This window comes from Mangrovivirga halotolerans, assembly GCF_026241165.1.
Taxonomy (GTDB): Bacteria; Bacteroidota; Bacteroidia; order Cytophagales; family Cyclobacteriaceae; genus Mangrovivirga; species Mangrovivirga halotolerans.
This window is the reverse complement of sequence record NZ_JAPFQN010000006.1, coordinates 507,161-533,844: the sequence shown is the minus strand read 5'-3', so window position 1 is coordinate 533,844 and position 26,684 is coordinate 507,161. Positions and strand designations below refer to the sequence as shown.

The window sequence follows — 26,684 nt, the reverse complement described above, 5'->3', positions numbered from 1 at the left end:
CCCAAAATGAGTAACGTACGCGTACGATTTGCACCAAGTCCTACAGGCCCTCTTCATATCGGAGGAGTAAGGACGGCTTTATACAATTATCTTTTTGCAAAGAAAAATAATGGCACTTTCATCTTAAGAATTGAAGATACTGATCAGAACAGGTATGTTGAAGGTGCGGAAGATTATATAATCCAGGCTTTGGAATGGGCTGGGTTGACTCCTGATGAAGGACCCGTCCAAGGAGGTGATTATGGTCCATACCGCCAGTCAGAAAGGAAAGATCTTTATAAAAAATATGCCGACCAACTGGTCAATGACGGAAAAGCATATTATGCTTTCGATACACCGGAAGACCTGGAAGAAATGAGAGCAAGATTACGTGAAGCTAAAGTAGCAAATCAGCAATATAATGCTCTTACCCGAACTAAAATGTCGAATTCATTTACACTTAGTCCGGAAGAAGTACAAAACCGAATAGAAAATGGCGACCCATATGTGGTAAGACTTAATGTTCCTGCCAAAGAGGAAATTCGCTTTAAGGATTTGATCCGTGGTTATGTTAAAGTTCATGGAGGAACACTTGAAGATAAAATTTTACTGAAATCAGATGGAATGCCTACATACCATCTGGCTAACATTGTCGATGACCATTTGATGAAAATAACTCATGTAATTCGTGGAGAAGAATGGCTTCCATCAACTCCAATACATGTTTTATTGTATAGATATTTAGGCTGGGAAGATTCAATGCCTGAATTCGCCCACCTTCCTTTACTTTTAAAACCAAGTGGAAATGGGAAACTCAGCAAGAGAGATGCTGACAAACAAGGTTTTCCGATTTTTCCTTTGAATTGGACTGATCCTGAAAAGAAAGAAATAAGTTATGGGTACAAAGAATCAGGCTATTTGCCAGATTCTTTTATAAACTTTCTTTCATTACTAGGATGGAATCCGGGAAATGACGAGGACATCTTTTCAAAAGAAAGATTGATAGAGCTTTTTGATATAAACAGAATCCAGAAAGCCGGGGCTAAATTCGATATTGAAAAAGCAAAATGGTTTAACCAGCAATACCTGAAGGAAAGAAGTGATGCAGAGATAGGCAAGGAACTAAAAATATATCTGGAATCACATAACATCGATTGCGAAGAAGAAAAGTGCGCAAAAATAGCTTCTTTTATGAAGGAAAGAGTGACCTTCATTGCTGAAATGTATACTGAATCAAAGTATTTGTTTGAAAAACCAACTGAATACGATGAAAAATTGGTGCGCAAGAAATGGAATAATGAAGCCGCTGAAATTATTATGGATTTTGCTGAAAAGATCAAAGAAGAAAACACTGAAGATCCTGCAAAATTAAAACATACATTGATGACGATAGTAGATGAGCGTAATATCGGACTGGGTAAGGTAATGCCATGTATTCGGTTGGCCCTGACCGGTCAGGGAGGCGGACCTGATCTTATGGATATTATTGCTTTCCTTGGTATTAAAGAAAGTACCGATCGTATGATAACAGCAGTAGAAACGCTAGGATAATAAATAGGCCGGAACAATTAGTTCCGGCTTTTATATTTTGGAATTATTCCTCCAACGTAGTTTTTATAAAGAATATAATTATCCCCGAATTCTTTTATTAGCTTTCTTTCCTCAAGCCAAATACCTATTGGCAAATACAAAAATGAAATTACAACTATAATTAGACTGTAAAGGTTCAGTGAACTATAAAGCCAGCCCAAAATAATTAATATAGTCCCGGTATAAATGGGATGTCTGATGTATTTGTAAATGCCTGATTTTATTAACTGAGGGGGGTCATTTTGTTTTTCCAGACCTGTAAACTCTTTTATGGATATAATATGAAATGAGCTCACAATTATAATGGTTCCGAAAATAAGCGTGATAATAAATACAATTTTGGAATAAGGGAGATGTATGAATTCCTCTTTCGGCAATAAATAATAAATGCCTATTAAAGCTAAAAAATGAAATGTGCTAAATATCGTATATGTTAATCGGTATTGTCGCTTGCTCAGTCCTGTTAGTTTTCGAGTCTTTTCCTTAATTTGCGTGTCGGCCAGGAAACTGTGCAGAAAATAAAACATCAACCAATTTAAAACAACAATAAAAACCATTAACCCACCATTTAAATGAAAAATAACATTAAAATCTGTTTGATCAAAGAAGGAAAAAGGCCAATCGATCGAAGAGTTCCTTTAACTCCTGAGCAAGCAGCTATAATTAATGAAAAATATACAAATGTAACTGTTTATTTCCAGCCTTCTGATATTCGATGTTTTTCTGATGATGAATATATTAATGCCGGGATCATGCCTATGGAAGATCCTTCACAGGCTGATATTCTCTTAGGGGTAAAAGAAGTACCAAAGGAGTGGCTTATAGAGGGCAAAACGTATTTATTCTTTTCTCATACTATAAAAATGCAAGAATATAATCGGGAGCTCCTGCAAAAAATTATAGAAAAAGATATTACCTTAATTGACTACGAAGTTCTTACCAACCCACAAGGAGCTCGGGTAGTTGCCTTTGGTCGTTGGGCAGGAATAGTTGGTGCATATAATGGGATTCTTACTTATGGCAAGAGGTACCATTTATTTGAACTTAAAAGGGCAAAAGATTGTTTCGATTTAAAAGAGCTTAAAAACGAATATGACAAAGTTAATCTGCCTCCTATAAAAATTGCTTTAACCGGAGGCGGAAGAGTTGCTAAAGGAGCCATGGAAGTCCTTAATGGAATAGGTATAAGAAAGGTAAGTCCTGAACAATTTATAGAGGAAAATTATGACCACGCGGTTTATACTCAATTAAGCAGCATGGATTATTATAAGAAAAAAGGCGACGGACTTTTTAATAAAACTGAATTTCATAACCACCCTGAAAGATACTATTCAACTTTTCTTGATTTTACGAAACATGCAGACTTGTTGATAGCAGGAGCATATTGGGATCCATCGCAACCTGTACTATTTAAGCAGGAAGATATGCTTGACCGAAGCTTCAAAATTAAAGTAATTGCTGATATTACGTGTGATATTGAAGGATCAATCCCTTCAACTATACGGCCTTCTACAATTGATTCTCCCTTTTATGATTATAATCAATCTGAAGGAATGGAAGAAACACCTTTTTCTGACGAAGCCAATGTAACAGTAATGGCTGTTGATAATTTGCCTTGTGAGTTACCACGTGATGCTTCTGAGGATTTTGGAAGGCAATTAACTGATAATGTGATCGGAGCATTGACTAAAAATGATATAGATAACCTCGTTATAAAAAATGCAACAATCACAAAAGGAGGGAAATTAACTAGCCGTTTTTCTTATTTACAGCATTTCGCAGATGGAAAATGACCCGGTGGTTTTGGTAATAAATAAGCAGAGATTATATTAGAGTCTATTAACCGTAATAAATATGAATCAACCTCAAAGAGTTTTTGATGTATTATACTTTCAGCAAGTACATTATCCTAAAGATGTAGCTGTCGCAAACATTCATAATGGAAAAATTGATGCCTGGTCGACAGAAGAGCTTATCAGAGAATGTCGGAGATTCGCCCTGAGGTTGCTACAGGATGGGTTTAAAAAAGATGCAAAAATTGGCATTATTAGCAATAATTGTAGAGAGTGGAATGTGGTAGACTTTGGTTCTCAGCATATCGGAGCAGTAACTGTTCCTGTTTATCCGACGATTACTGCCGAAGACTATGCATACATTTTCAGTGAAGCTGAAGTTTCGATTGTCTTTTGTGAAGATAAGGAACTTGCTGATAAAGCTAGCGAAGGGCTAGAAGAAGCTGGTATCAATGCTGAAGTTATTTGTTTCTTGAAAGATCAGGGATATAAGAACTTCTATGATTATCTGGATGAGCTAAATCTGACTGACCAGTTGGTCGATAATTTAGAGAGTGCGATCACTGCAGTTAGCCCTGAAGACCTACTGACAATTATATATACCTCTGGAACTACAGGGAAACCCAAAGGAGTAATGCTTAGTCACGGAAATATTTTGAGTAACCTGGTTAGTATTTCCAAAATATTTCCAAAAATAAGGCCGACATATCAATCGAAAGCGCTTAGCTTTTTACCACTTTGTCATATTTTTGAGAGAACAGCTTCCGGTATGTATTTTTATCTGGGAGTTTCGATTTATTACGCTGAATCTATCGACACTATTGGAGAAGACCTCAAGTTAATAAAGCCTCATTTATTTACTACAGTTCCACGACTATTAGAAAAAGTATATCAAAAAATCGTTTCCAAAGGACGTGAGCTTACCGGAATTAAAAAATCTTTATTTTTCTGGGCTGTTAATTTAGCTGATGAGTATAAAACAAATGGAAATAGTTCTTTCTATAAGTTTAAACTTAAAATTGCCAGAAAGTTGATTTTTTCGAAATGGCAAGAAGCTCTGGGCAACGAAATATTATTTATAGTTTCAGGTGCAGCGGCACTGCAATCTAAAATTGCCAGAGCATTCTGGGCTGCGGATATGCCTATTCTTGAGGCTTATGGACAGACAGAAACTTCTCCGGGGGTTAGTTTTAGTTTATATGACGATCCAAAAATAGGTTGTGTTGGGCCTCCTCTAGATAAAGTAAATGTTAAAATTGCAGAAGATGGAGAAGTTCTTGTAAAAGGTCCTAACGTGATGAAAGGTTATTACAAACAACCAGAGCTGACTGCAAAAACTTTTAATGAAGATGGATGGTTAATGACTGGAGACATTGGAGAGATGGTTGATGGAAAATACCTGAAAATCACTGACCGTAAAAAAGAAATGTTTAAAACCTCCGGCGGCAAATATATCGCTCCGCAGGTTATAGAGAATGCACTCAAAGAATCACCATTTATTGAGCACTGCATGGTTATTGGAGAAGGGGAAAGATTCCCGGGAGCTATAATTCATCCTGACTTTGATTCGCTTAGTAATTATGCACAATCTCATCATATCTCTTTCGACTCGAATTACGACTTGATTGAAAAGCCTGAAATCAAAGAATTATTAGCTAAGGCTGTGGAGAAAACTAATGAAAGATTCGCTCAGTTTGAAAAAATAAAGAAACACGCTCTTATTCCTGATATATGGGGAATTGAGTCAGGTGAACTCACACCAACACTTAAATTAAAAAGAAAAGTTCTTCACAAAAGATATGAAAATCTAATAAGAGAGATTTATCAAGAGAAAACTGTTAATTCTTAGCATTTAAATAAGCCGCACTGTTTAGTAATAGATAGTCTTCCGGGCTTTTATCCTTTTTCTCTTGATAAACTTCTTCTATTATCGTGCTTAAGATAGCTGATGCTTCAAGACCACTATCTTTTGTGATTTCATTAATTGCCTTGGCAATTGCTTGTACACTATCCAAATCTATACTTGATGGTTGAATATCAGATTCGCTATCAAGTCTTTTTGGTTGTTGATTCAAAAATGAATTGAGGTCCTTGAGGGTACTTTTCTTAGCCATAATTAAAAAATTTAAACGTGTTCCAGGATTTCTTTAGCAACAGGTAAATATTCCTTTTCAGATAAAATAGTTGAAAAGTTGACAAAAAGATTCTTCATAGGAACCTTATTGCCAAGTACTATAGTTTCTAATTCTTCGGTTGCCTGTGCAATAGTTTCTTTTCTGGTTTGAGAATGGATCCTGTTTGGAAGAACCAGTATTTTAAGGTTTTCATTGAATTCTCTGGCTGGTTCCAGATCTTTTACTGTTTGATAAGTAACCAAGAGGTCATTTGGCGACAGGCTGGTTGGCACAATCACTACATCAGATGCAATACAAAGCTTTTTAATATTTTTATCTGTTGTTTTTCCTGCACTATCAACTAAAATATAATCCAGACCTTCTTCTTTTAACTTTTCAATCTCCTCTATAGCATTTTCATCTAAGGATGGAATTATGGGAAAAAGGTTATGTTCATTGGCCCCGGTTTTATATAACTCCATTTTTCTCAGCGTGTTGAGAGTATAGTTGTTATCCGTTTCGATCAATGCGATTTTATGGCCCAGGGAATGAAACATGGTAGCAAGGTTAATTGCATTGGTTGTTTTTCCAGTTCCTCCTTTACGAGATATGAAAGAAATTATTTTTGTCATTATATTTCTTAAATTGCTTTCCAAATATAATAATTAGAATAAAACGACAGATATAAATGGCCGACAATAGTCAGAAAATACTTACATTAAAATATTTTATTCAAAACAGACGATCTGTTTATCCGGTAGCATTTAATGAAGAGCCTGTTGATGATTCAATTATTAATGAAATGCTGGAAGCGGCCAACTGGGCGCCTACTCACCGGCTTACTCAACCCTGGCGGTTTTCTGTTTTTGCGGAAGAAGGGCTGAAGAAACTTGCGGATTTCCAGTCAGAATTATACAAAAGACTTTCAACCGACCGTGGAGATTTTAAAGAAAAAACTTACCAAAAGCTAAAGTCAAAACCATTAAACTGCAGTCATGTAATTGCTATTGGTATGAAAAGGGACCCAAAAGAAAGTGTTCCTGAAGTTGAAGAAATAATTTCAGTTGCTAGTGCTGTCCAGAATATGTGGTTAACTGCTTCAGCCTATAAAGTCGGATGTTACTGGAGTACAGGAGGAATAACCTATGAAAACGAAGCATTAAAGTTTTTTGGCCTTGATAAGAATGATAAACTATTGGGTTTTTTATTTATTGGTAATACTGACAAAAAATGGCCACAAAGCAGAAGGTCACCCATAACTGAAAAAGTGGAATGGATAAAAAATTAACTTCAACTCTTTTACATCTCAGGTTTCCTTTTTCACTTTTCCTTTCGCCTATTTTTCTGCTGGGATTATTCGTTTCTGACGAAATTAATACTCTCAATAGCATAACTGGATTTATAATCTGGCATTTGTTGATCTACCCTGCCAGTAATGGGTTTAATAGTTACTACGATAAAGATGAAGAAAGTATTGGTGGACTTGAAAGACCTCCTCAAGTAAACAAAACTCTATTAACTGCTGCAAATCTCCTTGATCTAACAGCTTTAATACTTGCTTACTTTTTTATTGGAATCAAATTTCTTTTTATTTGCCTTATCTACATTCTTGTTTCAAGGGCATATAGCTACCCCAAAATACGATTGAAAAAATATCCCTGGCTAAGCTGGTTGATCGTGGGGTTTTTTCAAGGGGCCTGGGTAGTAATGAGCGTTAGCTTAATTAATAATCCGCAAATGCCTTTATCAGAATTAACCGACCCGAAAATATTGATTTCTGCTGCAATTGCTTCTTTCATGTTATATGGATCATATCCAATAACGCAGATATATCAACATAAAGAAGATTATAAAAGAGGGGATAATACCATTAGCCTGGCATTAGGAATCAAAGGAACGTTTGTTTTCTCTTCTGTTCTGTTAACAATTGCTGGGTTAGGCCTGGTAATTTTTCTTTTCTTCAGAGACAACCCAGGATATGCATTATGGGTTCTAATATGCACAATTCCGATACAACTAAATTTAGCCCTGTGGTTTTGGAATTATAAAAAACATGGAGAAAGGGTAGTAAATTTTAAAAACACAATGAAGCAAAACACAGTAGCTTCATTACTACTAAATGCCTGCTTCATTGGTTTGCTTATCTTAAGAACTGTCTGGTAATTAGTCCGTTTCTTTTAAATATTTATATAGATCACTGTCAGTTGTTATTACAATTGTAGTTTTATCATCAAATGATTTTTCTAAAGCCTCCATGGCTCTTAAAAAAGAATAAAACTCTCTTGAAGAAGAGTTCCTATCATAGGCAGAAGCATAAATAGAAGTTGCTTGCGCATCCGCTTTACCTTTAATAATTTCTGCCTGTTCAAAAGCTTCAGACTGAATTTTTGCAAGATCCCTTTCTTTATTACCCTTAATCTTGCTCGCTTCTCCTTGCCCTTCTGATCTGAACTGGTCTGCGATTCTTTTTCTTTCACTAATCATACGATCATACACACGATCTCTAACCTCATCAACATAATTCATCCTCTTGAATCTGATGTCCAGAATCTTAATTCCAAGATCCGATGTTCGTTCATTTGCTTTTTCGAGAATCATATCCTCAATCTGTGCTCTACCAACGGAAATTTCTTCCAGTTCATCCAATTCCTGAAGATAGTCCTCAGAAACAACGGGCTCTCTGTTAGATGACCTTATCAGATTTAGCAGGTTAAAGCTAGCGACAGCATTTCTGGTTTCTCCATCCAAAATATCATCTAATCTTGATTGTGCTGATCTCTCATCTCTTAATCGAATAAAAAACCTCAAGGGATCTGTGATTTGCCACCTGGCATAAGTATCAACAAAAATATATTTTTTGTCTTTAGTGGTAACCTGGTTTGGATCACCATTCCACTTTAAATATCTCTTATCGAAAAGTTGAACTTTCTGAATAACCGGAATTTTAAAATACAAGCCGGGTTCTATCCTTGGTTTTCCAATTGGCTTACCAAATTGGGTAACAATTGCTTGTTTTGATTCATTAACGATAAATGTACTCATTAAAAGACCGATAACAACGATTATTCCTGCAACGAGTGCTATTATTTTAGATTTCTTCATTACTTATTGGTGTTTGATGAGTTATTAAGATTTAATAATGGAAGTACGTTTTTACCACTTTCATCGATGATTGTTTTACTTTGAATTTTAGGTAGAATTCGTTCCATCGTTTCGTAATAAATCCGTTTCTTAGTAACCTCTGGGGCTTTGATGTAAGCATTATAAAGTGAATTGAATCTTTCAGCTTCACCTTTAGCCCTGTTGATTCTGTTTAGAGAATATGCTTCTGCCTGTTCAATAGTTTGTTCTGCTTCACCACTTGCTCTTGGTATTACTTTGTTGTAATCTGACTCTGCCTGATTGATCAAAGTTTCTTTTTCCTGTAGCGCTTCATTCACTTCGTTAAATGATGGTTTGACTGGTTCGGGTGGATTTACATCCTGCAACACCACCTGGTCGATACGAATACCGTTCTCGTATTCGTTACACATTTTTTGTAGGTGATTTTCTACCTCAGTTGCGATTTCCTGTCTTCCAATTGTAATAACTTCATTTACCGTTCTGTCTCCCACTATTTTTCTCATAGCAGATTCAGCCATATCATGTAACGCATCTTCAGCGTTTCTTACTTTGAACAAATAATTATATGAGTTGACAATTCTGTATTGTACTACCCATTCTACGTCAGCAAGGTTTAAGTCACCGGTAAGCATTAATGATTCATCAGAGAAATTCCCGGATGAATAAGTTGTTCGTACATCAGCGTCTTTTGTTCGAAACCCAAATTCTTGCTTAAGCTGTCTTTGAACAGGGATCTTATACATTTTCTCAATCCCAAAAGGTAAAATAAAATTTAGTCCGGGCTTTACAGTCCTGGAATATTTACCAAGAAAAATTACAACGCCCTCTTCTTCCGTCCCTACCGGTTTAACAGTGGTAAAGATGGTAATGAGAACCAGCACTCCTAATATTAGAAACTTACTATATTTTCTAAGGAATTCTGATGCTCTGCTTCCTGCATCTGAATAATCAGTCATAAATATTAATTGAATTTAAATTTTGCGTTAAATTATTGTATTATAAAATATTAAAAATTGACTATTTAGTCATAAAATTATTTTTCATTATTAATTTGTTTTGAAATTGACCATTAATTCAAAAATATATTTATTGAATAAGTTACATCCTGGAGATAAAATCCCTGATTTTATTTGTTAAGATAGCTTTATAAGAGTCAATATTCAAACTGGTTTGTTACTAACGGTAAGACCTGGACATAACTATTGAATATTAGTTTCGTTTATCAAACTATGGAAAAGAATGAGTTGATTTACGTATTTGATCCTTTATGCGGATGGTGTTATGGTTTTAGCGATCACATTAAAAGGTTTGCTGAAAAACACAAGGAGACTTTTGATGTAACAGTTCTTAGTGGTGGAATGATTTTAGGTGAACAAGTGGGTCCGATTGGTGCAGTTGCTCCTTTTATTGCTAAAACATATAAAACTGTTGAAGAAAAGACCGGAGTAAAGTTCGGCGAAGGGTTTATTGATGGAGTAATGAAGGAAGGAACAATGGTAATGGATTCGGAAGTCCCAGCCAGAGCCTTGCGTACAATGAAAGCTATTAAGAGAAGTAAAAGCATCGAATACGCACATAAAATTCAATCTCTGCTTTATTATGAAGGTAAAGATCTTAACAAAGTTGAAAACTACAGAAAGATAGTTGAAGACTGTGGCCTGGATTATGATGATTTTTATAACCGCTTTACCAGCCGCGAATACCTCGAAAAAACATATGATGAATTCAAATTTGCATCAGCTTTAGGAGTAACCGGATACCCTACTCTTTTTATGAAAGCCGGAGAAACGATTTATCTTATGGCACGAGGATTTATTCCACTAGAAGAAATAGAGCGAATGGTGGATAAAATTGAAAACGCAATCAAAGAAAACAATTAAGGTGTTTCAACTGCTTGCGGCATCATCTGTTTCATAATTTCTTTTGCTTTAGATACCGAATCAACATCCTGTATTGTTAATACCAGGCGCTTTCCTGTTTCCTTCATGCGGCAAAACCTTGGATTTTGCTGAATAAACCCAATGATTGATCCGAAAATTGCGGAATTATAATATTCTTCCCTATCTGATGGTGGACAAAATGCCTTAATCGCACCATTTTTTAGATTTACTTTTTCAAAGCCAAGCTGTTGAGCCATCCATCTTAATTCCACTGTCTCCAGCAAAGATTTAACACTTTCAGGTAATGGGCCGAACCGGTCTCTTAAATTGCTTTCAAAATTATCGAGCTCTTCTTGTGTTTTCAGGTTATCAGCCTGATTATAGAGACTAAGCCTTTCTGCGATATTAGAAACATAATCTTCAGGAATAAGAATTTCCATATCTGTCTCAATATTGGAATCCGGAACAAGATTTTTAACTTTCTCTGAAAGTTCTTTTTCAAACAGGTCTTTATATTTTTTCTCCTTAAGCTCTTGTATAGCCTCATCCAGAATCTTGTGGTAAGTGTCAAATCCAAGATCCGTGATAAACCCACTTTGCTCTGATCCAAGCAAATTTCCGGCTCCTCTAATATCAAGATCACGCATAGCTACTTTAAACCCGTCTCCAAGATCTGAAAACTCTTCAAGTGTACTCAGTCTTTTTCTGGCTTCTGTTGAAAGGCCGATTGTTGGTGGAGTCAATAAATAACAAAAAGCCTTTTTATTACTACGCCCTACCCTTCCTCGCATTTGATGCAAGTCTGAAAGACCAAACATATGTGCCTGATTAATTATGATAGTATTTGCATTTGGAATATCGAGCCCGGCTTCAATAATGTTGGTTGACACCAGCACATCATATTCTCCCTCTATAAATCTCAACATTGCCTTTTCCAATTGATGTCCCTGCATCTGGCCATGGGCAATGCCAATTCTTGCATCCGGTACTAGTTTTAATACAATGTTTGCTACAGATTCGATATCATTTACACGGTTATGAACGAAAAAAACCTGTCCTCCTCTTCTAAGTTCATAACTCACAGCATCCCGGATAATATCTTCGTTAAAAGTATGAAGTTCAGTAGTCACCGGTTGCCTGTTTGGTGGTGGAGTCTGGATAATACTTAAGTCCCTGGCTCCCATTAAAGAGAAATGAAGAGTTCTTGGTATCGGAGTAGCTGTCAGTGTGAGTACATCAACATTTACTCTGAATTCCTTCAGCTTCTCCTTTACTTTAACACCAAATTTTTGTTCCTCATCGATTACCAGAAGTCCAATATCTTTGAACTTAACGTCTTTATTTACAATTCTGTGGGTTCCGATAAGAATATCGACCTTACCTTCTTCGGTTTCTTTCAGTATCTGTTTAATATCTTTTGTCGTCCTGAATCTATTGATATAATCGATTACTACAGGAAACTCTTTCAATCTTTCGGATAATGTGTGATAATGCTGCATTGCAAGAATAGTGGTAGGAACCAGAATAGCTACCTGCTTACCATCATTCACTGCTTTAAACGCTGCTCTGATTGCAACTTCAGTTTTACCAAAACCTACATCCCCACAAACAAGCCTGTCCATCGGATGAGGTTCTTCCATATCTGCTTTTACATCTGCCGTTGCTTTTGCCTGGTCTGGTGTGTCCTGGTAAATGAAAGAAGATTCCAGCTCTGCTTGTAAATAGTTATCCTTGTTAAAAGCTGTTCCTTCAGTGGCTTTTCTTTTGGCATATAATTGAATTAGGTCATCAGCAATATCAATAACCTTTTTCTTCACTCTTTTTTTCTTGTTTTCCCATTCCTGCGATCCTAGTTTGGATACTACCGGCGGTGTTCCTTCTTTACCGGAATATTTTGAGATCTTATGAATTGAGTGAATGGAAACGTATAAAAGATCGTTGTCCCGGTAGATCAACCTGATAGCCTCTTGTTCATTCCCTCCCACATCAACTTTTTCCAGGCCGGCAAACCTTCCGATGCCATAGTCTATATGCGTTACGAAGTCTCCAGGTTGTAAAGTGTACAATTCCCGAAGAGTTAATGCTTTAGATTTAGAATGTCTGTCTTTTACTTTAAATCGGTGATATCTCTCAAATATCTGGTGATCGGTAAAACAGGTTATTCGGAGAATTTTATCTATGTAACCTTGTCTTATACCTGCAGTGACATCTTCAAACTTTATTAATGGATCGATCTCATCAAATATATTGTGTAGGCGTTCAATCTGACGCTGGGATTCTGCAATTACAAAATTTGAATATCCTTTCTGCTGATAGTCAAGTAAGGTATCACCAAGCAAAGTGAAATTCTTATTCATGCTTGGTTGAGATTCAGATTCATAATTGATAGTTAAAGCATCTTCAAAATAAAACCTGTTGCCAAACTCAATTACAGGAAAAGTATTCAGGTGTTCGAGAAAAGAATTTTTTTGTTCGAAAAGATCTTTTGGGTCGAGCACCACCTTAGTTCCCATTGATTGTTTCAAAACACTATCGAAATCTTCTGTTGCTTTTTTATAATAAGCATCAACAGTGTCTAAAACCTGGGAAACATCTTTTATCCATACTTTCAGGTTTCGTGGTAAAAACTCAAGTATGGATTGCCTCGTTTCTTCCAAAAGCCTGGTTTGAACGTTTGGAATAATATTTAATGTTTTTACATTTTCCTGAGAAGTTTGAGTTTCAGGATCGAAAGTTCTTATGCTATCAATTTCATCTCCGAAAAGCTCTATCCTGAAGGGCAAATCATGTGCAAAAGAAAAAATATCAATAATTCCTCCCCTGACTGCAAATTGTCCGGCTTCATAAACGAAATCAGTCCGTTCGAAATCATAAGAAACCAATAGCTCACTTAGTGTATCGATATCAACAGAATCACCTTCAGAAGCAGACCAGGTGTTTTTCAACAAGGACCTTTTATTAATAACTTTTTCGGTAAGCGCTTCTGGGTAGGTAACGATTATTTCTCCAGAAGGGGATTTATGATTCATCCTGTTCAGTACTTCAGCACGGCGCAATATGTTTGCGTTTTCAGTTTCATCAAAACTGTAAGGTCTTTTATATGAAGTAGGAAAAAACAAGATGTCCTTATCCGGGAAAAAGTTTTTTAAGTCAGTATGAAAATAGGCTGCCTCCTCCTTATCATGTAAAACCAACAGGTGGTTTTGCTTATTATGCATAAATACAGCTGAAAAGATCACTGCATCCAGACTGCCACTAACGCCTTTCAATTGAATGTTTAAACTTTCGTTTGGCTTTATAGCTTCTGCTACAGCATTAACCTCGCTGCTTTCTCTGTATAGTTTTAGGAATGAAGATGCCTTCACAATAACTTTTTTTATTTCAAAAATTAATAACGACTAAAGCCCGCCCCGATGGCTTTCACATCAGTAGCAGGTAAGTGATTGTTGCAAATTTGCTTATAATACCTGAGAAACAACGACTCACAAAGCCAAAGGTTTTCTAAAATCTTCCAGAACCAGAAAATTTTTATGCTTTACATATATGTTTAGGTGGGATAATTAATGTAAATTAATTAAGCCGAAACAATTAAATAATTTATTGGTAATATATGTATGAAAGGTAAAGTCTATAAGACGGATGCGGATAAAAATTCAGCGCTATCTACATTTGAAAAGATAGAGTCGCTTCATCCATACCAAACCATTACTTACCTGTCAATTTTTGGATCTTCGATAATATTTATTTTCCTTCTGGTCGTACTATTTGTGAGCTCCGAGCATTCTGCCAAACCAATCAATCTGCCAGTAACATTTTATATCAGCACCGGTTTTCTGGTTTTCTCTCATTATTTTATTGCAAGGCTACCCGGTTTTTTTGAAAAAGAGAATGACCTGAATTTAAAGCGTTATCTCGGGTTTGGGATATTATTTACTACTCTTTTTGGGGTATCTCAACTATTTGCCTGGATGAATCTTTTTAATGATGAAGTTTATTTTGATGGACAGGCGGTAGAAACTTTACTTTATTTGCTCAGCGGCCTGCATCTGATACATATAATTGCCGGACTTGTCTTCATGATCGCCTTATTTATCAATTCTCTTACTAGCTTGTCAGATCCGGTTGAAAAGTTAATCTATTTTACAAATCCCTTTCAAAAAATGAAGTTATCTTTGCTCCATGCATTCTGGGTATTTATGGATGTTTCCTGGTTTATAATTTTAGGAACATTTATAGTGATGTTTTTAGTGTAAATGAGCAAAGAGAGAAAGCAGCTTTTCAGAAAATTAAAAAAGAGCAAACCAAAATCACTTGATCAGGACTTCAAGCAATTTCATGATGAAGCTTTCGAAACGATCGATTGTCTTGAATGTGCAAATTGTTGTAAAACTACAAGTCCGATATTTTATGATGCCGATATAAATCGTCTTTCCAAAACTTTAAAAATGAAGCGCGGCGAATTTATTGACACCTACCTCTATAAGGACAGTGAAGGTGATTACGTTCTGAATGAAGCCCCTTGTCCTTTTTTAGGTTACGATAATAAATGTATAGTTTATGAAAGTCGGCCTACAGCCTGTAAAGAATATCCTCATACAGACCGAAAAAGACAGCATCAAATCCTTAACCTGACTTTAAAAAACACAGCAGTATGTCCAGCTGTTGAAGAGGTGGTAAAAAAAATAGAGGCCCTGTATTCAGGACCCCAATAACTTATTTCAAATACGGTTTGTATTCATCGATATCAAAATCTTTTCCTTTTCCATATCGAATGATTTCCTCAAACTCGAATGTTTCCAGTGAAACCACATCTTTACATTTGTAATTCTGCTCCCCTACTCTTTCGGTAACTTCAAAAATATATTCCTCTCCGAAATTTTTTACTTTATAATGATTTCCGACTCTTAGAGCATTGAAGCTCATATGTAGTTCACTTTTTGCCATATCAATCCGCACTAACGATGTTTTCTATTTCTTGTAGCTTAGACGAAGTACACGGTCCGGATGTTTCATAAACAATTCGGCCGTTTTTATCCAAGACAAATACATATGGCTTCTTCTTGTTTTTAAGTTTTAACGAATCTTCATATTCTTTTAGCGACCCCTTGTAAAACAACACATGAGGATGAAGTTCCGGATCAAGTTCTTTTTCTGCCTTATTCATTGCAGCCCCGGCACTAGCTGATTTTACGCCAGTAAACATTGGTACAAAATAAACATTAATGTCATACATAAAATCAGAGAATAAGCCCGCTCCTGCATCAGCAACAAATCTGTCATACACCGGCTGAAACCACGTATTCAAATCATCTTCTGCTTTCTGGCTGTAAGCAAGACCTACAAGTGTGAATTTTCCTTTTGTATCAGAAGGAATCGTTACGTTTTCATCAGCAACGGTTTTTCCACTAAGTTGTGGGAATTTTTTCTGTGAAAATCCTTCGTAAGCTGATAACAAAAAAATAAGCGCAAGTAATAATTGAGTTTTTCTCATAGCTTAGTAAAATTAATTGAACAGGGAATTTACTATTAATTTTAAAATTCCCCAGAGAATAAATTAACTAAAGTGATAACAGCAAAATTCATACTAATATTCTTTGAATAAGATTAAAAATTTTAACACTTTACAGATTGTAATTTTTTTTTCAGGCAAATATGCACCTTAATTTAGAAGATCAGCACATTTTTGTTACAGGAGGAAGCAGGGGAATCGGTCTGGCAATTGTTAAAGATCTGTTGAATTCCGGCGCACGGGTTTCTACAGTTAGTACAAAATTATCAGACGAACTTGAAAAGTTAAAAAGCGATTATCCTTCTACTCTTAATTACCTGAAAATCGATCTACTTAATCCTGAAGAGATCAAATTAGCCTGGAATAAGGCTAACGAAATCAACCCTCTTACCGGTTTAGTAAATAATGCCGGCGTTGCATTTTCATCAGATTTAAAAAGTGATGACCATAATCAATGGTTATCAGACTGGGACAAGACATTTGCAATTAATACCCGGGCAACTGCCTATCTATGCAAATTAGCAGTTGAAACTTTTTGTAATGCGGCAGGAGGAAGAATTGTTAATATCACTTCCAGAGCAGCATACCGCGGAGATACCCCGGATTACCTTGCTTACGGAGCATCAAAAGGAGCTTTAGTTTCTTTGACAAAAACAATTGCCAGAGCTTATGGTAAGGATGACATTAAAGCATTCGAGATTGCTCCCGGGTTTACCAGAACTGATATGGCTCAGGATTTCATTGATCAATATGGTGAAAATTATGCACTGGATGATATTGCATTAAAAAACCTGACCGAGCCCGGAGACATATCTCCGACAATTGTTTTCCTTTTAAGTGGAAAGGCCGATCACCTGACCGGAACATCGATAGATGTGAATGCCGGTAGTTATGTACATTAAAGAAAACAACCTAAAACCTAATAAAAATAATGGCAACAAGAAGCGGATTCTCGAGTAAGATAGGATTCATTTTAGCAGCAGCAGGTTCTGCTGTTGGTCTGGGAAACATTTGGAAGTTTCCTTTCGAAGTTGGTGAAGGTGGTGGAGCAGCCTTTTTGATCATGTATTTGATCTTTTGCTTTGTTCTATGCTTCCCGGTGATGCTAACTGAAATAGCAATTGGTAGAAAAACTCAATTAAACCCTGTTGGCGCTTTTAAGAGCCTGGGATTCAAAAACTGGGCGATTGTCGGTTTTCTAGGGATTTTAAGTGGCGTTTTTATTCTTTCATTCTATAATGTTGTTGCCGGTTGGGCTTTGGGATATTTCATAGAAATGGTTCAGGGTAATTTCGCTATTGGAGAACAATTTGGGATCTTCACCAATAACGCCGTTTTAATATCCATATGGAGTGCACTTTTTATGTTTGCAACAGCTTTTATTGTCTCTAAAGGTATCTCTGGTGGTATTGAAAGAGCTTCAAAAATTCTGATGCCGGTTTTAGTGATATTAATATTATCTCTGGTTGCTTATTCATTTACTTTAGAGAATGCAATGAAAGGGGTTTCATTCTACTTAATTCCTGACTTCAGCGAGATCACTCTTGAAGTGGCTCTTAATGCTCTTGGTCAGGCATTCTTTTCTCTTTCCCTAGGTATGGGCGCGCTCATTACTTACGGTAGTTACGTAGGTAAAAAAGACAACATTGTTAGTTCTGCCGCCTTTATTACAATGACGGATGTCGGAATTGCATTCATTGCCGGTTTAATGATGTTCCCATTTGTGGCATATATTACCGGAGGAACTATGGAAGGAGTAGACGGAGGTCCGGGATTAATATTCATTACCCTACCTGGAGTATTTGAATCGTTTGGTCCAACACTGGGAATTATCGTAGGAAGTGTATTCTTCTTATTATTAAGTTTTGCCGCATTAACTTCAACAGTTTCGTTATTAGAGGTGCCTGTTTCTTTTTGTGTAGATGAATTAAAGTTGAAAAGAACAAAGGCTGTATGGATTATTGCTGGATTTATTTTTCTTCTTGGAATTCCATCAATGTTAAGCCAGGGTTCAGTTCCTGCTTTAAATAAGTTTATTACTTATCCTTCGGGAACCACGATAGACTTTATGACCTTTATTGAAAATATGAGTTCAAATACATTCCTTCCTCTTGGTGGATTGTTAATTACTCTTTTTGCAGCATATGTATGGAAAAAGGAAAATCTTATGGCAGAAATCGAAGAAGGCTTTCCTGGTAAATTCAGAGGTTCATTCCTCAGTAAATACATTTCATTTTGTGTTTGCTACCTGTGTCCTATTGTGTTAAGTGTGATTTTCCTACTCACAATTTCTGATGTATATTTCGGAATTAACTTAATAGAATATTTCACAAATTGATACCTAATTAAGTCTAAACCTATAAAAAAGGAGGAGTTATTATTTAACTCCTCCTTTTTTATTTTTAATGTCGGGTGTCTAAATGAATCGATAAAAGTAGACTTATCAAGTCTCGTGTTTTGAATAAAGAAAAAGCCTACCCCATGATGATTAATTACTTGTGGTTGTTTCCCAGGTAAAAAGGGTGAGATGACCCCAATCTTTATATGAAAAAACCGAAGAAGATGAACTCCTTCGGTCTATAGTTTTATAATCAAAAGCCGTCAATCTATTTCAGGCGGTTCATAAACTAAAATCTAATTCTATTTTTTTATTTCGTTTAATATGATCTCCTTCCTTTTAACCTTGGCATGCCATACACCTTTGATGGAGTCATTGTTAACAGGAAAGTCATAAGTTAACTCTGTATCATTATTAATATACTGAACATTGTCTTCTAACTCTCCATTATTATTTAATTGATAAAGATATGCTTCAATTACTTCGATTTCTTTCTTTGTATTATTTGAATCTGAAATGAATTCAGTCATGTTTTCGAAAGGAATAAAAGTTATTTGAGCATTATATAATTCTTCCAGGGAGTCTACTGAAAAGTTTTGATCAGCATTTTTCAAGGCACTCCCAATCTTTATTGATTGCTCCTGTGCTTTGGTATAGATGTCCTCCCGGGAGATCTTTATCAACTCGTTTTTTTCCATTTGGTCATGAACCTCAGATAATTTATTCTTTTCATCTTCATTAACCTGGCATGATAACATTGTTGCCATGGTAATCAAAACAGAAACTACACCTGATGATTTCATGAATATGGATTATTTTATTTCAACGGAATAGATTGTATACTTTTGCTCTCCACTGATTGGATCTTTAACCTGACCGGCAATGACCATAAAGGAAAGCGCTTTTCCATTCTTATTACTTAACTGAATATTTCCTCTCCAGGTTATGCCTTGTTTTACATCAGAAACCATTTGCTCATAAACCGCAGTGTTTTCTACCAGGCTGAGAAACGCTTTATTTCTTAATTCAGTATCACTATAACCTAGAGTTTCTGTAAATAATCTGTTTACGGTGCTGAACTTAAAAGAACTATCAAGTTCTATTGTCACTAAGGAATTGTTAATAATGTTTTCCTTAGTTTCTCTTTCTCGCTGGCTACGTTCCATTTCCTCCTGAGTAGCCTGAAGTTCCTCCATGTTCTGTCTCATTTCTTCTTCCTGAGATCTCATTTGTTCGGTCAACTCCTGAGACTCTTCGAGAAGTATTTGAGTTCTTTCATTTACTTTCACACTACTGATCGATGAAGCGATGCTTTCTGCAATTTTTTCAACGAATTCTATTTCGTACTCATCAAAAACATTAAAGCTGGCAATTTCTACAACACCATAAACTTCTTCATTGATTTTCAATGGAACGATAAGAATGCTATTCGGGTTTGCATCACCAAGACCTGAAGTAATGCTTATATATTCATCCGGAACATCAGTAATAAACACCTTGTCTTTTTCAAGCCAGGCCTGACCTGTCAGGCCATCTCCTTTATACACTTTTTGTTCAAGATACTTTTTCTTATCCCAGGCATAACAAGCCATTAATTCGAGATAAGGTTCTTCCTCAGTATCATTAATTATAAATAGCCCTCCCTGATTAGCTTTGAGGTATTTGACAAGATTGGTAATTATCTCTTCACTAAGGTTTTTCAGGTTATCATTATTTGTACGAAGTATCTCGCCAAACATTGCCTGTCCTTCTGTTGCCCAACTACGCTTTTTATCTTCTTGTGCAACACGATTCAAATTATCGCGCATTTCTATCAGAGCATTTCCGAGAGTATCGTTATCACTTAGTGGTTTAAACTTAGCATCATAATTACCATCACCAATCTTTTCTGCGAAATATGATGTTTCCTTCAACCCTTCTGCAAGCTTTTCAACAGCGAGAGCCATATCACCAATCTCATCGTTAGAAAGGTTCATGGTATTTGTTTCAGGAATCTCTCCCTTACCAAGTTTGGAAATAACGGTTTTTAGATGATTTACAGGTTTCGTAATCGAGTTTGCAACTATCAAACTCGATGCTATACCTATAATAATCAATACAATCGCTACGATAATAGACGAAGATTTCAACTGCTCAAGAGAAGAGCTAAGTTCAGCATCGGCTGCTTGAGTCTCAGCTTCTTTTCTTTTCCTTAATTCAGTTATTTGATTTTGTAAGGAATCTGTTAACGGAATAAGGCTTTCTAAAGCTGTTTCAGCAGTAAATTTTAAAGCTGCATCATCATAATCGGTGAATTTTTGCAGCTGAGACATAATGTCTTGCTTGCTTATCTGAAGAACCTGCTCGAAAGTTTGAAAAACTGTATCTAGCTTTGCAGTATCCTGTGGAGCCCAGTTGTCATCAAGGTCCTCAAGTTTTTCCTTGATTTCCCTGTATTCATAATCGTGAATTAATTCAAGCTTTTTCTTATCGGCTGTATTCGTTTGAAGATATACCCAGTTAGTGGTATACATTTTTGTTCTCAAAGCAAGATCATCGAATTCAGCGAGAGCTTCGGAAGAGGGTCTGACAATATTAGCCAGACGATCCAAGGTATTATCATTCTCATTTACAGTTAAAACCGTAAAAACGGCATTTATTGTAAAAAGTAAAATGAGAATTAAAAATCCACCCAAGACTTTTAGCCTTAGACCAATCCGTTTATTTTTCATAATGTGAGCTGATTTAAATTTTAGCTACTTAAAAAAAATCAAATAACGGTCGCCAGTCTTTGTAATTCACTGGAAACCTTCAGGCGGGCAGCATTAGTTGCATCAAGATTTAACTCAAATCTTGGTTTCCCTCCTTCAAATACAAAATTTATTCCACTACCCTGTTTTCCTAGTCCGGCTTCTTCTGTAATAACCAGTGTAGATCCTGAAGCAACTTTACCAAGCACTATCGGTAGTTTTGAACTTTGAGTCTTAGGTATAAATACAATATGTGGTGGATTGTTTATTTCTCCCGGGCTATTGTACTTTATAATTTTAAAACTCTGGTTACCGGCTTTCCTGGTTTGAGCGAGCGTGTTCAAATAATCGATCAACTCACAGTCACCAACTACACCTATCACAAAGTCTCCCTGATTATAGGAAGGGGGCCATTGGATATATTTTGTAAAATTATATATAAAAGTAGCATGAAACTTATAATCTTGAGCAGAAAGGTGTACTGCTGTAAGAAAACAGATTAAAAAAATGATTTTTTTCATAGCCCACAAATTATAAAAATATTATACCAAAAAAAATAATTAACTTCACATATGTATTCTGACAATCAGTAAAAATAAGGAATACAATTAATTTAAGAGGATAAATTCGTTTTATTATTAACTTTGGTCGTTAAAATAGTAATTTATGATCGATAAACTTGATGCAATAAAGGAAAGATTTGAAGAGGTTGGGCAGTTATTGATTCAGCCTGATATTGCCTCAGATATAAAGAAATTCACTTCATTAAATAAAGAATACAAGGATCTTGAGAAAGTTGTGAAGGTGTATGATGAGTATTGCCTGATCAATGCCAACTTAAAAGAGGCTAAAAATGTCCTCCAAAATGAAAAAGATCCTGACTTCAGGGAAATGGCAAAATCGGAGATTGATGACTTGTCTCCAAAAAAAGAAGAGCTTGAGGATGAGTTAAAGAAACTGCTTATTCCTAAAGACCCTAATGACAGTAAAGATGCTATCCTTGAAATAAGAGCAGGCACAGGTGGAGATGAGGCTGCAATATTTGCAGGTGATTTATTTAGAATGTATCAGCGATTTGCTGAAAAAGAAGGTTGGACCTTACGTGTACTCGACTTGACTGAAGGCTCAGCCGGAGGTTATAAGGAAATAGTAAGTACTGTTTCGGGAGACGATGTTTATGGAAAACTAAAATTTGAATCCGGGGTTCACAGGGTTCAACGGGTTCCAGCAACAGAAACTCAAGGCAGGGTTCATACTTCGGCAGCTTCAGTTGCTGTACTTCCGGAAATGGATGATGTAGAAGTTGATCTTGATATGAATGATATTCGAAAGGATACTTTCTGTTCATCAGGCCCGGGTGGTCAGTCTGTAAACACCACTTATTCGGCGGTACGTTTAACCCATAATCCTACTGGTTTAGTGGTTACTTGTCAGGATCAGAAATCTCAGATAAAAAACTTTGAAAAGGCACTAGGTGTATTGAGAAGCCGTCTTTACGAAATTGAATTAAAAAAGCACAATGATGAAGTTGGGGGAATGCGAAAATCCATGGTAGGTAGTGGAGACCGTAGTGACAAAATCAGAACCTATAATTATCCTCAGGGAAGAGTTACCGACCATAGAATCAATATGAGTGTTCATAATTTACCAACGGTTATGGATGGTGAAATAGGTAATTTTATCGAGGAACTCAGGATCGCAGAAAACGCCGAAAAAATGCAGGATGGTAATGAAGAATAATTCTCTGTTCTTATTTTATTTATTGCTTTTTCCTGTACTTTTTTCCTGTATTAAAGAAGACTCTCCTTTTGAGCCTTTAAACAAACCGTTAATTTTTTCACAGGATACCGTTTTTTTTGATACTCTTTTAACTAATTCTCCATCTCCTGCAGTACGATATAAAATTATCAACCCTACAGGAAACAACATTTTAATCTCCTCTATCAGATTGAAAAGAGGAGAAAATTCTCCCTACACTTTAAATGTTAAAGGAAATAAAGGAAAAGCGTTTTCAAACATTGAGATGCTCGGAGGAGATAGTCTTGAGATCCTCATAGAAGCTTTTTATACAAATCAGGAAAATACAGATCCTGTTCCTGTTTACGAAGAAATTATTATTGAATCTCTGTATGCAAACCCTGTAGTTATAGAAGGTTATAGTCAGGATGTTAATTTAATTGATGATTTTATCTTCAGACAAGACACCGTTATACCCTCGGGTAGCCGTATCTTTTTAAAGAACAATGCTTATATCGATAGCCTGGTAACCTTAACAGTGGAAGAGAATGTAAAATTCTTTATGGGTAATAATGCCAGATTACTAATAAAAGGAAGTTTACGTGCGATAGGTACAACGGACCAAAAGATTTATTTTATTCAAAGTCGCCAGGATGGTGTCTATGAAAATGTTCCCGGTCAGTGGGATGGAATTTATCTCCTTGAAAATAGCCTTGAATCAGTTTTGGATCATGTTGTAATAAAAAATGCTTCTTTCGGTCTTCGTTTAGGCGATCCGGATGAATCAACTACAGATCTTACAATTAAAAATACTGAGATTTTAAATTCTCTTTCTCATGGTATTCTTTCGTTTACAACTGATTTTAATCTGGAAAATGTTGTTATCAGTGAAGCAGGTGAACAGGGAATAACAGCTCTTGCAGGAGGAAAAATTTCAATTGTTCATTCATCTATTAATACTGGTTCCGGATTGCTTTCTACCAGTAACCCGGTTATCGGATTTTCAGATTACCTTGAATTATCAAATGGAAATGTTCTTTCAAGTGCTTTAGACCTGGAAATAAGAAACTCGATTGTCTGGTCTCCTTTTAATTACAGTATTATTATTCAGGAACTAATCCCGGAATCTAATAATATTGTTCTTACCTCTACGGTTTTTGGTCTGATAGATATAAATGAACAATATTTTAGTGGTGATAATTTATTTAATACAGACCCTCTTTTTATTGATGCTGGAGATTTTAATCTAAATCTGGATGGTGAAAGTCCCGCAATAGATTTCGGAACTACGACAGGCATTTCTAATGATATTCTTGGAAATTCCAGAGACAACAATCCTGATGCCGGAGCATATGAATTTATAAAGTAAATTATGGGTGTATATCAACAAGAAATAGCTATTGAACCAAAATCAAGAGGGTTCCATGTTCTCACTAAAGAAATAAATAAGGTTTTGACTGACTGCCCATTCGACATAGGTATTTGCACAATTTTTATCAAACACACTTCTGCATCATTATTAATTAACGAATCAGCAGATCCGGATGTAAGAGTAGATTTTGAAAGCTATATAAACAGGGCTGTTCCTGAAAACGAACCCTATTTCATTCATAATTATGAAGGCCCCGATGACATGCCGGCTCATATTAAGGCCGGATTATTCGGGTCGTCAGTGAATGTTCCTTTTACAAATAGAAAACTAAACCTCGGAACATGGCAGGGGGTTTACCTGGCTGAACACAGAAACCATGGAGGCTCGCGAAAATTAGTAATTACCGTTATAGGGGAATAATTTTTATTTCCCTTTCAGTCCTTTATAAATATTTTTAAGCTTTTCTATATCTTCCTGGCTCGGTTCTTTTCCGTTCAACTTCATTTCAGTATTATCCTGAATCCTGGAATATATTGCGATCGAATCTACAACTCCTTCAACTTCGATTGGATATATTTTTAATTCATGATTAGTGTCAGGGTTTCCATCTATTATACTATTATCAAAACTTTGTTTTTGACCTTTAAACGCATGGTCAAAATAATTTTTCCATTGAGCCTTATCTAATGATGGGGGCAGGCAATTGAGAAAGTTAATTCCTTCGTCGATGGTAAAAGGAAACTCCATTTTCGCAGCTTTATTAACCATTAAAACACTATACTCTGTGTCTAATAAAATGATTCCTTCTTCTATGCTATTGAACGTGCTTTTATACCTGGTTTCTTTTTTCTGAATTTCCTGGGAACCCCTCATCATCTCTTCCTGAGTAGCTTGAAGTTCTTCCATATTTTGTCTCATCTCTTCTTCCTGAGATCGCATTTGTTCAGTCATTTCCTGTGATTCGGCAAGAAGCTTTTTAGTGTTTTGATTAATCTTTACAGATGAAATTGCTGATGCTATGTTTTCAGAAAGATTTTCAATGAATTCCATTTCGTGCTTTTCGAACTCATTAAATGAAGCCAATTCGATTATTCCATAAACAACATCGTTTACTTTTAACGGAACTATGTATAAGGCAGATGGTGTAGCTCCTCCAAGTCCTGATTTAATCGTTGCATAATTTTGTGGAATATCCTTGAGATAGATTGATTTTCCTTCCAAATAACATTGGCCCACTAACCCTTCTCCTGGAATTAATTCTTGCTGAAGGAATTTTTGTCTGTCAAATGCGTATGCTCCTGCGAGATTAATGGTAATCTCTTCATTCTGATCTTCTATCCCATTTACAATAAATATTCCTCCTTGATTTATATCCAGATATTTTACAAGGGAAGTGATCAATTCCTGTCCGAGTAGTTTGATGTCATCAGAGTGCTTTCTGAGAATGTCACCAAATTCTGCATATCCTCGGTTCGCCCAATTTCTCTTTTCCGCATCATCAGAAACTACCTTTAGACTATCTCTCATTTCTGCTAAAGAATCTCCCAGTTCGCTACCTTCTTCAAAAACCGTAATAGAATTATCAAAATGTCCCTGGCCCACCTCTAATGCAAAAGATTTAACAGACTTAAGATTTTCGGTAAGCTTATTTATAGAATCATGAATTTCGGCAGTTTCTTTCAATCTCGATGCGCGGGTTTTTGGCAAATTACCCTTGCTTAATTCGCTAACACGCTTATTTATCCTGGCAATGATTTCATTTATGTTCCTTTGTACTATGAAAGTCAAAACTGAAACTAAAATTGCAAATAAGAATGTAAGAAAGATACCGATGTAAAATCTTCTATTCAAAGTAGATAGTGTTTCTTCCGTTTTTTCAATTCGAATTTCATGTAGTCCTTTAGCTACTTCCTCAAGCTCTTCATTTAATTTATTTTGCTTTTCTACAATATTCTCCAGGTAGTATTCTGACCATGCAGGATTAGAGGAGATACTTGAAGATAATTGATCTAGCTGAAGATTAACTTCTTCCTTAGAAATTAGCCCAGTAATTGAGTCTGTCTCAAAAGTTAATTGAGCGATTCTATTCTCAACTTTTTCTTCATTATCAATAGCTTTTCCTAATAAGCCAATATTTGTGCTGATCTGATTTAAATCATTCTTTATATTAATGAATGAGGTTTTGTATACCTGCGCTTCAGAAGGAAGTTGCTTCCACATTGAGTCTATTGCAGTAATGTGGTTTTTAGCCTGCTTAAGTATTTCCTGCTCATTTCTTTTAGAATTGGAAGTTATTGTCCTGTTTAAAACGACTAACGGAATTGCTTCATTAACACTGTTTTTAATCGCAGACAAACTTGCGTTTATTTCTTCTGTAGCTACGATTCCATTTTGAATGTTTTTCCTGGCAGCGAAATCTCCCCATACCAGAAAAATAAAAATCAATAAACTAAAAATGAATGCAAGTAAAAAACTGGCAATAAGTCTTGTCCTGAGAGAATTGAATCGTATCATCTGATT

Annotated in this window: 25 protein-coding genes; 13 read left to right on the top strand and 12 right to left on the bottom strand. The window is 35.8% G+C overall.

Going from position 1 to position 26,684, the window contains the following annotated elements; translation table 11 throughout:
• Positions 1 to 6: 6 nt before the first annotated feature.
• Positions 7 to 1,530 (top strand): glutamate--tRNA ligase, encoded by a 1,524-nt coding sequence (gene gltX, locus OO013_RS13215; protein WP_266057342.1) that lies wholly within the window; start codon positions 7 to 9, stop codon positions 1,528 to 1,530.
• Between the two features lie 17 nt (positions 1,531 to 1,547).
• Here the strand turns inward: gltX and OO013_RS20295 are convergent, their stop codons facing one another.
• Positions 1,548 to 2,096, bottom strand: a complete 549-nt coding sequence (locus OO013_RS20295; RefSeq protein WP_500796398.1) for a methyltransferase family protein — start codon at positions 2,094 to 2,096, stop codon at positions 1,548 to 1,550.
• Between the two features lie 45 nt (positions 2,097 to 2,141).
• On the opposite strand from OO013_RS20295, the gene OO013_RS13210 reads away from it, so the two are divergent.
• Positions 2,142 to 3,362: an NAD(P)-dependent oxidoreductase gene (locus tag OO013_RS13210; RefSeq protein WP_266057341.1), complete on the top strand. Its 1,221-nt coding sequence runs from the start codon at positions 2,142 to 2,144 to the stop codon at positions 3,360 to 3,362.
• A gap of 61 nt (positions 3,363 to 3,423) precedes the next feature.
• Complete coding sequence (locus OO013_RS13205; protein WP_266057339.1) at positions 3,424 to 5,211, top strand: AMP-dependent synthetase/ligase; 1,788 nt, start codon at positions 3,424 to 3,426, stop codon at positions 5,209 to 5,211.
• Here the strand turns inward: OO013_RS13205 and OO013_RS13200 are convergent.
• Entirely contained in the window at positions 5,201 to 5,476 is a 276-nt protein-coding gene (locus OO013_RS13200; RefSeq protein WP_266057337.1) for a hypothetical protein, read from the bottom strand. The two genes, OO013_RS13205 and OO013_RS13200, sit on opposite strands and share 11 nt — an antisense overlap.
• An 11-nt stretch (positions 5,477 to 5,487) precedes the next feature.
• Positions 5,488 to 6,108 (bottom strand): AAA family ATPase, encoded by a 621-nt coding sequence (locus OO013_RS13195; protein WP_266057335.1) that lies wholly within the window; start codon positions 6,106 to 6,108, stop codon positions 5,488 to 5,490.
• A gap of 56 nt (positions 6,109 to 6,164) precedes the next feature.
• Between OO013_RS13195 and OO013_RS13190 the strand changes: the two genes are divergently transcribed.
• Positions 6,165 to 6,764, top strand: coding sequence for a nitroreductase family protein (locus OO013_RS13190; protein ID WP_266057334.1), 600 nt, complete (start codon positions 6,165 to 6,167; stop codon positions 6,762 to 6,764).
• Positions 6,749 to 7,639 carry a UbiA family prenyltransferase gene (locus OO013_RS13185; protein WP_266057332.1) on the top strand — a complete coding sequence of 297 codons (891 nt, stop codon included), beginning with the start codon at positions 6,749 to 6,751 and terminating at the stop codon, positions 7,637 to 7,639. Before OO013_RS13190 ends, OO013_RS13185 begins: the two co-directional genes overlap by 16 nt.
• Here the strand turns inward: OO013_RS13185 and hflC are convergent, their stop codons facing one another.
• Complete coding sequence (hflC, locus tag OO013_RS13180; RefSeq protein ID WP_266057331.1) at positions 7,640 to 8,578, bottom strand: protease modulator HflC; 939 nt, start codon at positions 8,576 to 8,578, stop codon at positions 7,640 to 7,642.
• Positions 8,578 to 9,555 carry an FtsH protease activity modulator HflK gene (gene hflK, locus OO013_RS13175; RefSeq protein WP_266057330.1) on the bottom strand — a complete coding sequence of 326 codons (978 nt, stop codon included), beginning with the start codon at positions 9,553 to 9,555 and terminating at the stop codon, positions 8,578 to 8,580. The genes hflC and hflK overlap by 1 nt, the downstream gene beginning before the upstream one ends.
• A gap of 273 nt (positions 9,556 to 9,828) precedes the next feature.
• Here hflK and OO013_RS13170 point away from each other — a divergent pair, with 273 nt between their 5' ends.
• On the top strand, positions 9,829 to 10,479 hold the full coding sequence (locus OO013_RS13170; protein WP_266057328.1) for a DsbA family protein: 651 nt from the start codon (positions 9,829 to 9,831) through the stop codon (positions 10,477 to 10,479).
• On the opposite strand, the gene mfd is transcribed toward OO013_RS13170, so the two are convergent.
• Positions 10,476 to 13,844 (bottom strand): transcription-repair coupling factor, encoded by a 3,369-nt coding sequence (gene mfd, locus OO013_RS13165; RefSeq protein WP_266057327.1) that lies wholly within the window; start codon positions 13,842 to 13,844, stop codon positions 10,476 to 10,478. The genes OO013_RS13170 and mfd overlap by 4 nt on opposite strands.
• A 249-nt stretch (positions 13,845 to 14,093) precedes the next feature.
• Between mfd and OO013_RS13160 the strand changes: the two genes are divergently transcribed.
• Both OO013_RS13160 and OO013_RS13155 read left to right on the top strand, forming a co-directional pair.
• Positions 14,094 to 14,732 carry a cytochrome c oxidase subunit 3 family protein gene (locus OO013_RS13160; protein ID WP_266057324.1) on the top strand — a complete coding sequence of 213 codons (639 nt, stop codon included), beginning with the start codon at positions 14,094 to 14,096 and terminating at the stop codon, positions 14,730 to 14,732.
• The gene (locus tag OO013_RS13155; protein WP_266057323.1) at positions 14,733 to 15,191 is read left to right on the top strand and encodes a YkgJ family cysteine cluster protein; all 459 of its coding nucleotides are present in this window, start codon (positions 14,733 to 14,735) and stop codon (positions 15,189 to 15,191) included.
• Between the two features lies 1 nt (position 15,192).
• Here OO013_RS13155 and OO013_RS13150 read toward each other — a convergent pair whose 3' ends face one another.
• A complete protein-coding gene (locus tag OO013_RS13150) occupies positions 15,193 to 15,402 on the bottom strand; it encodes a hypothetical protein (protein WP_266057322.1) in 210 nt (69 codons plus the stop codon).
• 22 nt (positions 15,403 to 15,424) lie between these two features.
• On the bottom strand, positions 15,425 to 15,970 hold the full coding sequence (locus OO013_RS13145; RefSeq protein ID WP_266057321.1) for a hypothetical protein: 546 nt from the start codon (positions 15,968 to 15,970) through the stop codon (positions 15,425 to 15,427).
• 161 nt (positions 15,971 to 16,131) lie between these two features.
• Between OO013_RS13145 and OO013_RS13140 the strand changes: the two genes are divergently transcribed.
• Together OO013_RS13140 and OO013_RS13135 are read left to right on the top strand one after the other, a co-directional pair.
• On the top strand, positions 16,132 to 16,890 hold the full coding sequence (locus tag OO013_RS13140) for an SDR family NAD(P)-dependent oxidoreductase (protein WP_266057320.1): 759 nt from the start codon (positions 16,132 to 16,134) through the stop codon (positions 16,888 to 16,890).
• Between the two features lie 29 nt (positions 16,891 to 16,919).
• Entirely contained in the window at positions 16,920 to 18,326 is a 1,407-nt protein-coding gene (locus OO013_RS13135; protein WP_266057319.1) for a sodium-dependent transporter, read from the top strand.
• 302 nt (positions 18,327 to 18,628) lie between these two features.
• Here the strand turns inward: OO013_RS13135 and OO013_RS13130 are convergent, their stop codons facing one another.
• The 3 genes from OO013_RS13130 to OO013_RS13120 are packed head-to-tail and all read right to left on the bottom strand — an operon-like array spanning position 18,629 to position 21,576.
• Positions 18,629 to 19,129, bottom strand: coding sequence for a hypothetical protein (locus OO013_RS13130; RefSeq protein WP_266057317.1), 501 nt, complete (start codon positions 19,127 to 19,129; stop codon positions 18,629 to 18,631).
• Positions 19,130 to 19,138: 9 nt separating this feature from the next.
• Complete coding sequence (locus tag OO013_RS13125; RefSeq protein WP_266057315.1) at positions 19,139 to 21,037, bottom strand: GAF domain-containing protein; 1,899 nt, start codon at positions 21,035 to 21,037, stop codon at positions 19,139 to 19,141.
• Positions 21,038 to 21,075: 38 nt separating this feature from the next.
• On the bottom strand, positions 21,076 to 21,576 hold the full coding sequence (locus OO013_RS13120; protein WP_266057314.1) for a YfiR family protein: 501 nt from the start codon (positions 21,574 to 21,576) through the stop codon (positions 21,076 to 21,078).
• A gap of 145 nt (positions 21,577 to 21,721) precedes the next feature.
• Here OO013_RS13120 and prfA point away from each other — a divergent pair, with 145 nt between their 5' ends.
• The 3 genes from prfA to OO013_RS13105 are packed head-to-tail and all read left to right on the top strand — an operon-like array spanning position 21,722 to position 24,584.
• Positions 21,722 to 22,795, top strand: a complete 1,074-nt coding sequence (prfA, locus tag OO013_RS13115; RefSeq protein WP_266057312.1) for a peptide chain release factor 1 — start codon at positions 21,722 to 21,724, stop codon at positions 22,793 to 22,795.
• Positions 22,785 to 24,161: a choice-of-anchor Q domain-containing protein gene (locus tag OO013_RS13110; protein ID WP_266057310.1), complete on the top strand. Its 1,377-nt coding sequence runs from the start codon at positions 22,785 to 22,787 to the stop codon at positions 24,159 to 24,161. Before prfA ends, OO013_RS13110 begins: the two co-directional genes overlap by 11 nt.
• Positions 24,162 to 24,164: 3 nt before the next feature.
• Entirely contained in the window at positions 24,165 to 24,584 is a 420-nt protein-coding gene (locus OO013_RS13105) for a secondary thiamine-phosphate synthase enzyme YjbQ (RefSeq protein ID WP_266057309.1), read from the top strand.
• 3 nt (positions 24,585 to 24,587) lie between these two features.
• On the opposite strand, the gene OO013_RS13100 is transcribed toward OO013_RS13105, so the two are convergent.
• Entirely contained in the window at positions 24,588 to 26,678 is a 2,091-nt protein-coding gene (locus OO013_RS13100) for a GAF domain-containing protein (protein ID WP_266057308.1), read from the bottom strand.
• Between the last annotated feature and the right edge of the window lie 6 nt (positions 26,679 to 26,684).